The organism is Vibrio nigripulchritudo (genome assembly GCF_027924785.1).
Classification (GTDB): Bacteria; Pseudomonadota; Gammaproteobacteria; order Enterobacterales; family Vibrionaceae; genus Vibrio; species Vibrio nigripulchritudo.
Window position 1 is genome coordinate 1,380,579 of sequence record NZ_AP027049.1, and the last position, 13,131, is coordinate 1,393,709.

The 13,131-nt window shown below is 45.8% G+C and carries 10 protein-coding genes; 5 read left to right on the forward strand and 5 right to left on the reverse strand.

What is annotated here, in order from left to right; all coding sequences use genetic code 11:
- Positions 1 to 222: 222 nt before the first annotated feature.
- The 4 genes from QMG91_RS06575 (at position 223) to QMG91_RS06590 (ending at position 5,142) form a co-directional block, all read left to right on the forward strand.
- Entirely contained in the window at positions 223 to 1,524 is a 1,302-nt protein-coding gene (locus tag QMG91_RS06575) for a hypothetical protein (RefSeq protein ID WP_022551038.1), read from the forward strand.
- Positions 1,525 to 1,628: 104 nt separating this feature from the next.
- Positions 1,629 to 2,549: a hypothetical protein gene (locus tag QMG91_RS06580; protein WP_281829757.1), complete on the forward strand. Its 921-nt coding sequence runs from the start codon at positions 1,629 to 1,631 to the stop codon at positions 2,547 to 2,549.
- Between the two features lie 18 nt (positions 2,550 to 2,567).
- The gene (locus QMG91_RS06585) at positions 2,568 to 3,755 is read left to right on the forward strand and encodes a c-type cytochrome (protein ID WP_281829759.1); all 1,188 of its coding nucleotides are present in this window, start codon (positions 2,568 to 2,570) and stop codon (positions 3,753 to 3,755) included.
- 10 nt (positions 3,756 to 3,765) lie between these two features.
- Positions 3,766 to 5,142: a hypothetical protein gene (locus QMG91_RS06590; protein ID WP_281829761.1), complete on the forward strand. Its 1,377-nt coding sequence runs from the start codon at positions 3,766 to 3,768 to the stop codon at positions 5,140 to 5,142.
- Between the two features lie 65 nt (positions 5,143 to 5,207).
- Here QMG91_RS06590 and QMG91_RS06595 read toward each other — a convergent pair whose 3' ends face one another.
- From QMG91_RS06595 to QMG91_RS06615, 5 genes are all read right to left on the reverse strand, one after another.
- Positions 5,208 to 5,660, reverse strand: a complete 453-nt coding sequence (locus QMG91_RS06595; protein ID WP_281829762.1) for a hypothetical protein — start codon at positions 5,658 to 5,660, stop codon at positions 5,208 to 5,210.
- Positions 5,661 to 5,774: 114 nt separating this feature from the next.
- Positions 5,775 to 6,383 carry a hypothetical protein gene (locus tag QMG91_RS06600; RefSeq protein ID WP_022551033.1) on the reverse strand — a complete coding sequence of 203 codons (609 nt, stop codon included), beginning with the start codon at positions 6,381 to 6,383 and terminating at the stop codon, positions 5,775 to 5,777.
- Between the two features lie 175 nt (positions 6,384 to 6,558).
- Positions 6,559 to 6,930: a VOC family protein gene (locus QMG91_RS06605; RefSeq protein WP_281829765.1), complete on the reverse strand. Its 372-nt coding sequence runs from the start codon at positions 6,928 to 6,930 to the stop codon at positions 6,559 to 6,561.
- A gap of 101 nt (positions 6,931 to 7,031) precedes the next feature.
- Positions 7,032 to 8,543, reverse strand: coding sequence for a CoA-acylating methylmalonate-semialdehyde dehydrogenase (locus QMG91_RS06610; protein WP_281829767.1), 1,512 nt, complete (start codon positions 8,541 to 8,543; stop codon positions 7,032 to 7,034).
- 30 nt (positions 8,544 to 8,573) lie between these two features.
- On the reverse strand, positions 8,574 to 10,517 hold the full coding sequence (locus QMG91_RS06615) for a bifunctional 5-dehydro-2-deoxygluconokinase/5-dehydro-2-deoxyphosphogluconate aldolase (RefSeq protein ID WP_281829768.1): 1,944 nt from the start codon (positions 10,515 to 10,517) through the stop codon (positions 8,574 to 8,576).
- Positions 10,518 to 10,995: 478 nt separating this feature from the next.
- On the opposite strand from QMG91_RS06615, the gene QMG91_RS06620 reads away from it, so the two are divergent.
- Positions 10,996 to 13,116 (forward strand): methyl-accepting chemotaxis protein, encoded by a 2,121-nt coding sequence (locus QMG91_RS06620; protein WP_022551030.1) that lies wholly within the window; start codon positions 10,996 to 10,998, stop codon positions 13,114 to 13,116.
- Positions 13,117 to 13,131 lie beyond the last annotated feature (15 nt).

Below are 13,131 nucleotides of genomic sequence, written 5' to 3' on the forward strand. Positions count from 1 at the left end.
CTATACTTATTAACTAGTTAAACTATAAATCAACTTGTTAAATAACCCCACAAAACATGCAATTACTCACATAAATCTCTTGATAATGATTCTTATTGCATATTGAATTTCAGAGCATATCTACATATTGAGTGCTAGATACTTCTTCTGTCATTACACCTCTAGGCATAATTTATATTCAACGCGTTGAATTATAAATACATTTGTCAATTCGAGGAAAAAATGAAAAGGACTCATATTCTTAAGCTGAGCGCGATTGCGTCGGCTTTGTTAAGTTGCGTTGCTACAGCTACACCAATGGATCCAAACGATGACAACGCATACCGTCATTTCCCTGCAAGCGTTTCAGCTGAAATCGAGAGTAAGTACTACCTTTATAAAGACTCTCACGCTGACGACCTTATCTGGTATGTGCCTAAATCGGGTTACGTTTCCTACCGCGGAAGAGGAAACAATACTCGTCCAAACTTCAATGCTAGCAGCTATGTGCCGCGATTCGGTACTTGGGCTGCACTACGCCCAGGTGAAGCACAAATTCGAATGGGTGGTGCTTTTAACACGATGGGACGTGTTGAAGACGTAAACTTTTTGAAAACGGAAGCTGAAAAAGTCGGTTTCAGAGTGTCTCCAGCAGTGGTCAATCGTGGAACCGCGCTCTTTGTGGTTGACGGTATTGATGCAGATGCGGATGGTCGAATCGATGTTCAATGTATTGATGAGCCTCTCACCATTACAGATGCGCTGGGTCAAACGGTTAACGTGACCATCAACAAGTGTTCGGTTACGGCTATCGACGGTACTCAGCAAGAAACCTCTATCGTTGAAAAAGCGTACGCAAAAGTGCCGAGTGGCAGAACAAGCTCATCGGTAAACGTGCCGTTCCAAATCGTCACATTGCCAGACAATGACATGACTTATGCCATTCAAGATGACCTCGCGGTTGGAAACAGCCTCGCGCCATATTTCAGCTTAGTTGTAGATTGGGAACTTGAAACCGAGCGCGCAACTCGTGCTGCTCGCATTACGGTAGATTGGAACCAAACCTTTGAACAAGCGCATACTTTTGCGGCTTACCATAACTATGCGTGTGTCGACATCGAAATCCAAACCTTCTTCAAGAAGTTGGTTCAGGAAGGGAAAGGGGTATATGTCGAGTACTACAACCCGAAAACTGGTCAGTACCAAGAGCAAGCGCCTAACCAAGCAGCATTTATCAAAGCGGTAGAAGCGATTCAGGCGGAGCTGCAAGCAGAACTGTTCGACCAGATTCAAGAGTATAGCCAATCTCAATTAGGGCAAGTGGATACTAGCACTAACGCTATGTGGACACTGCGTGCTAACTACGAGAAGCAAATCTTGAAGCGTCACGAAACCAGAACCATTAACTGGAACCCTGGTATGTCAATGGAAGCCGTTCAAACTGAGATGAGTGTGGACTGTGTAGTTGGAGGTTTCGGTCAGCCTGTTGAATGGAGCACCGACGTAGGTTGTCACGCCATTGTTGATGATGCCACTACACCGTAAGTAAGCGTTACCTTGTGCATCGACGTTTGGTACACAAGGATTTATACGGATTCTAACGCAGTATCTAGCCCACGCAATATGTGGGCTAGCTCAAGGATTAGCTCATGATAAAAATTAGTCATTTAATGGCAAGTGTTGCATTGTTATCTGCGGTGTCGGCACATGCCAGTGATTATACGCTGTCATTACTGGACTTTAATTCCACAATTGATAACGGTGATATCGTCTTCGCGCCATTTAAAAATACGACTCGTGGAACAGGGTACGTTTGGTTTCGTGATTATGATTACGAGTACCGTCAACCTGTTCCGGGAGAGTACAGAAACAAAACTCTGACGGTCAGTTTTACGCCAAGAAGTATATTGACGGGTGAGTTCACCGCGTTTGCACAGGAACACAATATTCGTCCTAACAGAAAGACAATTGTTCCTGATGATGCAGTACTTTGCCAGCCGACCCAAGCTCTAACAGATGTTTTGAGCACTTTCGAGTATTCATCGGTTTCTACACGTCCACCGGGTTATCCGAAGCTGTGTAGTTTGGTTATTCGATACAACACCAGTGCTGAAAAAGAAGCCAAGTTGCTAGAGCTTATCGACACTAAACAGTTGATGCATGCTCAATTCTCTCTATCGGATCCTGCTAACCAACCAGCACCGGGTGTTTACATTGAAGTGCCAACTATTGTGAGTCAATTGGTCGAGCAAAAAGTGCTGGAGCTTGATCTGCCACCTTTGGCTGATCCGGTAGAGCCAAGTATTCCTCATGTTGATATCGGATTTTATGGTCAGGCACAGGGTATTATTTTTTACTCTGCTCATGCCGACGAGACGTTGTTTGGCTTTGAAGCAGGTTTACCTATTGAGCAGTCACAATTGTTTCAACGTTGGACACAGTTCATTGACCTGTTCCAGTCGGTAGAAGGTCAGCCGGGTTATTGGGTTATTCCCGATGCTTTGGCAACGACACCAATAGTGATTTCAGAACCCATACCCTCAACACCATTTATTGAGGTTATGTACTGATTTTCTATGCCGATTGTTATGACCTACTTTAGTTGTTTGTGGGTTCGTTGCGCTCTGTTTTTCTTACGGGGCGCAACGTTTTTACTGCCTTTCGATGCGTTGGCATTGGAGATTGATGAACGCGAATATAAGACCGCAATTGAACAAGAATGTCACGGATGCCATTTTGATAACCGCATGAAGCCAGTTGGTAAGTTACCTAATGGTTCTAGAAAATGGACTGACCAAAAGTGCGTGGCTTGCCATACCGAAATTGATGATATTGCATACAACTATAGAAACAACATCAAAGATGCGAGGTACGTTGCACTGCCTGTCAAAGATAAGCGTCTTGAGTCTATGGAAAAGTACCCACTTTCTTATCTGCATGCCCCCATTTGGCCGATTTTTAAAAAGCAGTCAGTCAGGGTTAATAGAAAAACACTCGCCCAGTTTCTGAATGCGCCACATGGCAAATGTACACACGATGAGTGTGATGCCCCAAAGATGATGGCCTACACCCAAATCTCAGAAGATGAAGTGGTGGCAATCAGTGAACACTTAAAGGTGATTCCTGTTGAATCTGAAAAGGAGGTACAGGGTTCGCCAACCAGAGGCAGGGCTCTGTTTGAGAAGACTTGCAGCATGTGCCACGGCTCCAGCCAACTGTCAGGTTATAACGCCAACGCAATGAGTCTTTTTTCTGCAGATTGGATCTATGAATACGCGAATGGCAAGGAAGTGGAAGGACGCGTAATGCCCAAAATGCCAGTTTCTAAAGAGCAAGCGCATGATCTTTATGCTTACTTTCAATCCTCGCGAGAAGAGAATGAGAAAGCGCTCGCCACTTCGGTATCCCAGATAAAAAAGGAATTTGCATCGTTACCAAAAGGCAAAATTCCGCCTAATGCTCTGAACTTTATATGGAATCGACTGTGGCGAGATACTGGTTGTGTTCATTGCCACGGCATCGAAGGACGCGCTAAAGAAGAGTTCAATATGGCAACTCGTACCGACATTGAAGAATGGCTTAGAGAAAGTGACCCAAGCATTTTGTATCAGCGTTTGGCAATTAGGGAAAAAGAAAAGGAGTTTGGTATGGGAGCAACCCCAGCAGGTATGCCTGCAACTGGGCAGCCTCTGCCTGAACAACTCATAAAGTTACTGGGTATATGGATTAAATCTGGATGCCCAAATGAAGAAAACGACATGATTTGCAAGGAATAATGGAATCACCATGCGCAATAAAATCGTAAGTATCGCTATCACGTGTTTTTTACTGGTGGCTGCCTCGCTTAATTCTGCATCTGCAGCTCCGATTGATCCATCACTGAAAAATGTCGAAGCGGAATTTCCGGTCGATATTCTCAGTAAGTTCTACTTATATGGAGATACAGTAGATTCAAATTTGATTTGGTTCGTACCAAAATTTGGCTCGATTGCAAAAGACAATACTGGGTTTAATCAGCCCGAATTCGATATTGGTAGCGCTTACAGTGAGCACCCGAACTACTTCTATGGAGAGGAATTGGTTTGGTTCAGTGGTGCTTTTGATACCCGAGGATTCGAGCGGGACATTGAACACCTTTCTCAGGTCGCATCTCAAAAAGGTTATCGCATTCTTGCTGCGCAGCCCAAAGCCGCTGAAACTTATTTTGTGGTGGATGGGGTGGATGTCCAAACTCTGAATTTGGATTGCTCAGAAAGCATCAGCACGCCTTATGGTGACTTCCCAATTTGTTATGTTTTCGACCAACTAGGTCGCAAACATCCTGCAGAATTTGTGGCGAAGCTCGAATCGACTCTACCTGAAAACACAATGAGTGATTATGTTGGTTTCAGGGGGATAACTGTACCTTTTTGGAAAGACACACTAAAAGACTTGATGGGGTATGGTTTACCTGCAGACGACCCGTTTGTAGGTCAAAACTGGGATGACAAAATTCAAGTGGTTACGGTTTGGGACTTGGACACACACTACAATCGCCCACGAGGTCGAATCAATATTAATTGGTCCGACTTGGTTCATCGCTTTATGATTTTTCAAAAAGCACACCCCGCTTTGTTAAGTGTTTCGGACATTAAACGTCAAATAAATTCGTGGGTGAGAGCCGCCTTGGCTGCGCAAAACGCACCGTTTTATTTGCAAACATTCAGTGCCAACAACGACGTTAATTTAATTACAGAAGCCATTTACAAGGTATTAAACAACCGACGATTGTTTGTACCACAGTGGGTGTTTACCCAAGACCCGATAAAAGTGAATGTTCCTTCCAGTGCTACACGAAGTGAGCGCCGTATGATACCGATCGCTAATGGGGGAATTACCTTCTTTATTCCAGCCGATGTTGTTGAAAAACCGGAACTGAGATTTGCAATTAACAAAGGTGTTGGGAATCAGCCAAGAGCGGATATCGACCTGTACTACGGACCGAGCGTACTAACGCTAAATCCGCAAACCAACATGTATATTGAGTGTTTGCATGGAGGGTGGAATTTACCAGTTCGCTGGGCACAGACTTCCGCGTGTTTAGATTCGTACTCAGCGAGACAGGTGAGTCCACGTATTAGCCTGGAAGCGATGAAAACGTTTATGCCCACTTCTCTAAAATAATCAGGTTTGAGTGGCACGTGAAAAACATGCGTGCCACTTAAAAAGTTCTTTCTGATGAATACAAATTACTTCGCATCGATATTGCTGAACTCGCCGTTTTTCGCCCATTTGCAAGCAGGTAAGATCTTCTGTGCGATGGATTCGTCTACTTTATTGATTGGTATGATCATTTCACCGTCGGAAAGCAAAGGCAGTTTGACTCGATAATACGTATTGGTCGTTGGCTTAACTTCCACGTTGAAGTCAATTGACTGAAATTCTTTTTTGAACGAAAGGGTATAGCTACCTGCTGGTAGGCTCGCTGCGTAATACGTTCCCTGATTCAGGTGTGCTTTAAATTCTCCGTCTACGTAGACGTTAACTCCCGCACCAACGACTCCTCGTTCAGAGCATTGATAATACGCCACCAATGCCCCGTGGCTGTCGTTTTTATAAGCGGGTGGCTCATAGTCTTTCCAGTCATTTGAAGCACATGCAGTTAGCAACAGTGCTAGTGCAATGAAAAACAGCTTACGCATTATTTGAAGTATCCTTTCTTTTCATGAAGCAGAAGAAATGTTGAGTGTAGCGCCACCTTATTGAAAAGAACCACAGTAACGCTATCAGACGTTGCGAACTTTACGATCTAGCGCTTACTCCTTGGATTGACTTGGGGGTTCAGGCGCATCAGTGAAAAAGTTCTTAGGAACAAAGGCTTCATTAATTTTGATCAGCGCGTCGACCACGCCGGGCATGATCACTCTGGCACCCATGATATCGATTTCCCCACCACACAGAATCACCGCAAGAATAAGAGGGCGAGCCAGACCAGCAAAAGTGACTTGCAGAGGGCTGTTGTAGTTAATAGACAGGACTCGCAGTGTCGGGTCATCATCAACTAAAAGAAAGCCTTTAATTTCAGCTTTTGTGGGGAAATATCGGTACATTTCAACATCAATTTCCTGACCGCTAAGGGTGATTTTCTTATCCGCAATCTGGCTAAGTACCTGTGCTCTTGCTTGCAGGCTTCTTTCTCTCACGTATTCTTTAAATGCAAGGGTGCTTTCTACCTGATCGTATGGGGAAGAAAAAGACTCTTCGATATTTCTCGCTTCTTTGTCACAAGTGTATTCAACAGCAATAGCGTACATTCTGGAAAGGTCATTGAGCAGGTCAGCCAGTTCAGATACCTGATAAGGCTCGTTTCGGTTGGGGAAGGTTAACTGGCAAGAGAAGCAATCCGTTTTTTCTTCGATTTCCATATCAGCTCCTGAAACAGGGATTAATTGTCTATGCGAAAGACAGGAGCTTCCACTGTTACAGCGAGTAGAAGCGGAAAGTAGCTGGTTGAAACTTATCCACCTTACTGCCTGATTTCAAGCGCTTAATTCAGAAAAACAGCCTCTGGTGTACTTTTAAGATTTTACCTTTGAGCTGCTAACTTGCTGTGCGGATTTCCATCATCTCAACCCGATTACCGAAAGGATCCCGAAAATTGAAACGCTCGACACCTGGAATCGGTGTGTCCTCAAAAACCTCTATACCAAGTGATGTCAATTTGTCTCGCCAAATTTGAATATCTGTGACCTCATAGGCGATGTGGGAAGAGGTTTGGGAACGGTAGTCTGCGTCTTCCACAGCAAAATGAATGGACACTTCCCCGAGCAGAAGCCAGAAGCTGCCATTTCCTTTTAATGAATCGGGCTTTGCGAGCTCAGTAAGCCCGAGAACATCACAATAAAATGCTTTTGCTTCAGATTGAGCACCCGAAGGAATGGTGATTTGAACATGATTTACCGCTTTCAACATGACGATTCTTCCTTTTTTAAGAACAGAAAGCTCTCTGCTCTGAGAAAAGGGGGAGTTGAGCAGAGAGCCGTTTAACCAAGATGGGTAGAGCTTAAATACGGCTAGTCCATAGTGGGCATAACAAAGTCACTTTTGTGTGTTTCTAGTCGGACACTGGTTGGCCAGCGAGTGGTCACTGTTTTCATTCGGGTATAAAAACGCACACCATCATTTCCATGAACGTTTAGCGGACCGAAAATAGATCGTTTCCAGCCACCAAAACTGTGAAATGCCATAGGTACCGGGATGGGGACATTTACTCCGACCATTCCTGCCAGAACGTCTTCACTGAACTGTCTGGCTGTTTCACCGTCTCGGGTGAATATCGCTGTGCCGTTTCCATATTCGTGGTTGTTTATGAGTTCCAGTGCCGTTTGATAGTCAGGCACACGAACAACAGACAGAACCGGACCAAATATTTCATCCTGATAGATGGTCATATCGGGGCTCACTTGATCGAACAGGGTTGGACCGACGAAGAAACCATCTTCATGCCCTTGAACTTTGCAGTTTCGACCATCGACTACCAAGCTTGCACCTTGCTGCTCACCGGATTCGATATAGCCAAGAATTTTTTGCCTGTGCTCGGCTGAAATAACGGGGCCCATGTCATTTTCTTCGCCTTCAACCAGACCCGGTCCCACTTTCATTATTTCGATTTTTTGTTTCAAGCTTTCTACTAGCTGATCTGCTGTCTCATCACCTACGGCTACCACCACCGAGAGCGCCATGCAGCGTTCACCAGCAGCTCCAAAACCCGCACCAAGAATGGCTCCAGTCGCCATTTCCATGTCAGCGTCGGGCATGAGTATGCAGTGGTTCTTTGCACCACCTAACGCCTGGCAACGTTTGCCATGAGCAGATGCTGTCGAGTAGATGTATTCCGCAATTGGGGTGGAACCCACAAAACTGACTGCCTGCACTTTAGGGTGAGTAAGAAGGACATCCACAGCTTCTTTATCGCCATTGACGACGTTGAAGACTCCATCGGGTAAACCTGCCTGCTTTATAAGATCTGCCATCATTAGAGAGAGTGACGGATCTTTCTCAGAAGGTTTCAGAACAAAGGTATTTCCCGTTGCAATGGCTATAGGGAACATCCACATAGGCACCATAGCCGGGAAATTAAACGGAGTAATACCCACACAGACACCAAGTGGCTGCATGATGGAATGGCTGTCTACGCCGCAGCCGACATTGGCTGAACTTTCACCTTTTTGAAGGTGTGGTATGCCACAGGCAAACTCAACCACTTCCAGCCCTCGGGTCAGCTCGCCCATCGCATCTGAAAACACTTTACCGTGTTCGCTGGAGATCATTTCTGCCAGCTCTTTGCTATGAGCCTCAAGCAGGGATTTGAATTTGAACATAACTCTGGCGCGGCGCAGAGGTGGAGTTTTCGACCATTCAGGAAAAGCACTCGCTGCTGCTTCAATGGCGTCTTCCACTTCGCTGACCTGGCTGAGTACGACCTGTTTGGTCTGTTGTCCGGTTGCTGGGTTGTATACTTTTCCGAAACGGGATGTCTGGCTTTCTGCACGCTGCCCGTTAATGAAATTATTGATGGTTTCCATAGTGAATTCTCCAGTTCATTGTGCAGGCAATCAGTGATTTCTTTGTTGCCAAACCGATACCAGTGCTCGGTAGTTTTCTTTAACGTTTGAAATAAACGTTTCATCGTCAATTTTATGGGCGAGCCATCGTCTGGTAGGTTGCCCGAATATGGATCGACCAACGGCAAATCCCTGAACATGCTTGCTATCCGATGCTTGTTTAAATCCCTTATCTAGCTGTTCGATGGGGGCGTCCAACCCTAGCAGAACAATACCTCTGCAATGTGGGTCGTGTTCGTCAATAAGGCTGTCCAGGTTGCGCCAGCCATCAGATGTCATGGCGGGCAGCTTCCACCAGTCTGGCTTAATGCCCAGTTGATAGAGCTGAGAAAGGGCGGCGAAATAGTGGTGTGCCTCTTCATTCTCTGAATAGACCTCATCGCTTTTAGGAAGAATGATTTCCAGCAAGAGTTCATGCCCGCTTTGGCAACACGCCTGATAGATTTCGCTAATGGTTTTCTGCTGATGAACTTTGATTTGCTCTTCATCATCGGGATGGTAGAACACCAGACATTTTACAATGTGCTCTCGTGGCCAACTTACTAACTGACTTCCAATGTTTCCGTGTTCCAGTTCGAGCGGTCTTGAAGACGGTAGCTCAATAGGACGAGCAATCCAGACTGCCGGGTCATTTCCCGCTTTGATTCCAGTTGCTGCATTTAACACGTGTTGCCCGAAAGTGCTGTCGCAGAGAATGCCTGAACGACCTGTCAGACCAAGTTCCTCGGATGCTTCACGATAAGCCTGCCAGATCAGAGATTTAAGATATGGAATGCAATCCCAATCACGCTCGGCTTCCTGCACCATATCCACAAACTGAGAACGGTGGTCAAAGGCGAGTATGCACACGTCTTCCCATTTTCGGGCACGCTTAGTCACCCGATGTAAATGGTTAAGCTCTGGGCTGATGTCTGGTCTGGGTATGGCTTGAGCATGTTCGAGGTAATAGTCTAGCTCGTCTTTTGTTGGCATTGCCGGGGCACAACCATGGCGAGACACCACCAATGCACCACACGCATTGGCATAGTGACAGCTTTGCTCCCAGGATTCGCCGCTAAGGTAGCCCCTTAGCAATCCTGACATGAATGCATCGCCTGCACCTAATACGTTTAACACATCAACCCGAACACCTTTTACGGTAATGCCTTCATCCAGTGTTTCAGGGATCTCTGCCGTAAATACGCTACATCCCATAGGACCACGTTTACACACCAGCTCTGCTTTAGAATGCAGGCGAACAGCTTTTAAAGCGCCGATGGTGTCTGTTGATCCTCCCGCGATGTGGAATTCTTCTTCGGTGCCAACGATCAAATCGAAATAATGAATGACTTCTTGGAGTGACTCTGTCACTTTTTCCGATTCGATGAAGCGAGTTTCTCCATCACCCAAAGAGGTTAAGCCCCAAAGCACCGGGCGATAATCAATGTCGAGTGCGATTTTAACACCATGCCGTCGCGCATATCTCAAAGCTGTTAGAACCGCTTCTCTCGATCTTGGATTCGACAAATGGGTGCCCGTTATCGCCAGACAGCGAGAAGAAGCGATGTACTGCTCATCAACGTCCTCTGGTGTAATTGCCATGTCGGCACAGTTGTCTCGGTAGAAAATAAGGGGGAAGGTTTCTTCATCCTTTATCCCTAAAAGCACCAATGCAGTCAGACGATCTTTATCTGTGATGAGGAGACTGACATCGACACCAGCGCGAATCAGTTCCTCCCGCACAAAGCGGCCCATATGTTCGTCGCCAACTCTAGCCAGCATTCCGGATTTCAATCCTTGAATCGCGGTTCCATACGCAACATTGCCTGAAGAACCACCCAGATATTTTGCAAAAGTTGTCATGTCTTCCAGCCGCGAGCCAATCTGATCTCCGTACAGATCGACGGCCACACGCCCCATGCAGATGACATCAAGTTCCTTCTCCACATTTGCCATTTTTCGCTCCTGAAACTTGTCGAGAATAGATTAAATGAAATAAATGTTTCATTTAATCTATATGTGGAATTATTAATTCGCAAGAGATTTGTTCGCTTTTTGAGCGCTTAAACAGAAGGTTTCTGAGCTTGAATCGATTCATTTGGCACTTTAAAAGAACAAGTTTGAGCTACTTAAGAAACGGTTTTTTGGCACTAGGATTTGTCTCAAAAATATGACTAAAGATTTGACTCAAGTGTTCGATAAGTAAGAAATTAATATTTTTATCACCATCGTCAAAAAGTTGACTTCAGCATGTGAACCATTGCTGTTGGTCACTTGGATAAAATTCGTCATTAGATTGACGAGTCAGCAGAAAAAACTTGTTGTAATCGCGCTAGTATTTTGCATTTTGTGTTGATAGATTGAGCTGTAAAAAATTTGTTAATGCTCGCTTGTGGCGGTAACAAACTGGCGTTTGCACAAGGAGGTTGGGTATATGCGAACACTATCAGTCCACTGGAAGATCACATTATTGGCAGGGTTGTGCCTGCTGTTCACTTCAATAAGCTTGATCGGATTTTCAATCTACAATGCGACAGGCAACCAGAAGATCATCATTGACCACAGTTCCCAATCCGTTATCAATAAGTCTCAGCAAATCCTGGCTGGGTTGGCGAAACTCAATGCTGCGGAAGTTCAAACGTATCTCGACGAGGCGACGTATCGTGCAGAGATGCTGGGCGAAAGTGCTTTATTCTTGCGTCGTAACGCATTAGAGAACTTTACGCCGAGTGAAGAGTTGCGAACCGCGCTCAATGAAATGATCAACAATACGGTGGAACGCTTTCCAACCGTTCGGGGCGCTTATCTGGTGTTTAATCCAGAAGCCTTGGATGGAGAAGATAGCAACTACCACGGTGCGGATTACGTTGGATCTAACGAAAAAGGACGCTTTGCCAGCTACTGGTCGGTGTCGAGTGAAGACGAGTCTCTGGTTTTTGGTCAGCCACTTGAAGAAAGCACTCTGGCCGATCCCTCTCAGGCGGAACGTTTTCTCTGTCCGACCAATTCAGGTCAAGCCTGTGTCACCTCGCCACGTGTGGTGAAAAGTCAAAATGGCGATGTGCTTCAAACCTCTCTTTCTGTCCCTCTTGTTACTGATGAAGAGATCGTCGGCTTTTTAGGTATCGACTTATCATTGAATGCGTTGATTGAAACTGTGATGGAGTCAGATCAGGCGCTCTTCGAAGGGAAAGGGCATATTGCCATTCTTAGCTTGGATGGCAGCTTAATAGCGTCTGATGATGTAAATGCTGGTGTGGGGCAAAAATATCAGAGCAGCCGAATTAGCGCCGCTAAGCTGGAAGAATTCCTGTTTTCCAGTGAGGTTCAGTCTGAATGGAGTGACGACAAGCAATGGCTAACCGTGTTTTCCCCCGTTTCTGTCGCGAATCAGACTTGGGGTGTATTGCTTGAAGTTCCCCGTGACAGCGTACTTTCTGATGCTATCGTGCTCGATTCAGTGATTACTGACCTAGTGAATGGCTCGGTTTCGACAGAATTACTTGTTGGTGTGCTATTGGTCTTGATTGGTTTGGGTTTGATTACTGGGCTTTCTATTCGTCTGGTGAAACCGATTCGAGAAGTGGTAACGAGGCTTGATGATATTGCATCTGGAGAAGGGGATCTGACTCAGCGTCTGGAGGTTCAGACTCAGGATGAGATTGGTCAGTTGGCTTCAGGATTCAACAAGTTTCTCGACAAGCTGCAAGTGACTATTAAAGAAGTGGTCGCCACAACGCACGATATTGCGTCGACTTCCGACCAGTCTGGAAAAGCTGCATCCGTCACAAGGCAGAGCAGTGATGCTCAGTTTAAAGAGGTGGATTTGGTTGCCACTGCGTCAGAAGAGATGACTCAGACCGCCGGCTTGGTGGTTCAGAATGCAGAAATTGCGGTTCAGGCGGCTAATGAAGCCAATCAATCTGTCGCGCAGGGCAAAGATGTTATCGCAGACTCGTCTGATGAAATGACAAAGCTGGTGGACAAAATGACCAGCGCTGTTCCAGTAGTGGAAGACCTAGCGAAGAACAATGCGGCTATCACAGAAATTCTGACCGTTATCGAAGGCATCTCTGAGCAAACCAACCTACTTGCACTTAACGCTGCTATCGAAGCCGCAAGGGCAGGGGAGCAAGGTCGAGGCTTTGCAGTAGTAGCGGATGAAGTTCGTAACTTAGCAAGCCGGACACAGGACTCTGTGGGTGAAATTCGTGAAGTGATTGAGAAAGTTCAGGTAGGAACGAAAAACGTGGTCAGCGCCATTCAGGAAGGTAACGAGTTAGCCGCGCACACCAATGAGCAGGTTGATAAAGCCGTGAATGAACTGAATACAATTGACCAGTCCATTGCGGCGATCGTTGATATGAATTCACAGATTGTGAAAGCAGCGGAAGAGCAGCAATCGGTATCCGGTGAGGTCAATCAGAACGTGTCCAACATAAGGGAATTGAGTGCTCAAATTCTGAATCAGGCTGAATCCTCTGAGCGTGTAAGTCAGGAAATATCTGCTATTTCTTCTAGACAGAAAGACTTAGTCAGTCAGTTTAAGGTGTGATGATTAGTCTGTGAT

What these genes read in the sequence shown, in the direction of transcription:
- QMG91_RS06575 (WP_022551038.1), top strand. Translation starts at nt 223, where the DNA reads ATGAAAAGGACTCATATTCTTAAGCTGAGCGCGATTGCGTCGGCTTTG.
- QMG91_RS06580 (WP_281829757.1), top strand. Translation starts at nt 1,629, where the DNA reads ATGATAAAAATTAGTCATTTAATGGCAAGTGTTGCATTGTTATCTGCG.
- QMG91_RS06585 (WP_281829759.1), top strand. Translation starts at nt 2,568, where the DNA reads ATGACCTACTTTAGTTGTTTGTGGGTTCGTTGCGCTCTGTTTTTCTTA.
- QMG91_RS06590 (WP_281829761.1), top strand. Translation starts at nt 3,766, where the DNA reads ATGCGCAATAAAATCGTAAGTATCGCTATCACGTGTTTTTTACTGGTG.
- QMG91_RS06595 (WP_281829762.1), bottom strand. Translation starts at nt 5,660, where the DNA reads ATGCGTAAGCTGTTTTTCATTGCACTAGCACTGTTGCTAACTGCATGT.
- QMG91_RS06600 (WP_022551033.1), bottom strand. Translation starts at nt 6,383, where the DNA reads ATGGAAATCGAAGAAAAAACGGATTGCTTCTCTTGCCAGTTAACCTTC.
- QMG91_RS06605 (WP_281829765.1), bottom strand. Translation starts at nt 6,930, where the DNA reads ATGTTGAAAGCGGTAAATCATGTTCAAATCACCATTCCTTCGGGTGCT.
- QMG91_RS06610 (WP_281829767.1), bottom strand. Translation starts at nt 8,543, where the DNA reads ATGGAAACCATCAATAATTTCATTAACGGGCAGCGTGCAGAAAGCCAG.
- QMG91_RS06615 (WP_281829768.1), bottom strand. Translation starts at nt 10,517, where the DNA reads ATGGCAAATGTGGAGAAGGAACTTGATGTCATCTGCATGGGGCGTGTG.
- QMG91_RS06620 (WP_022551030.1), top strand. Translation starts at nt 10,996, where the DNA reads ATGCGAACACTATCAGTCCACTGGAAGATCACATTATTGGCAGGGTTG.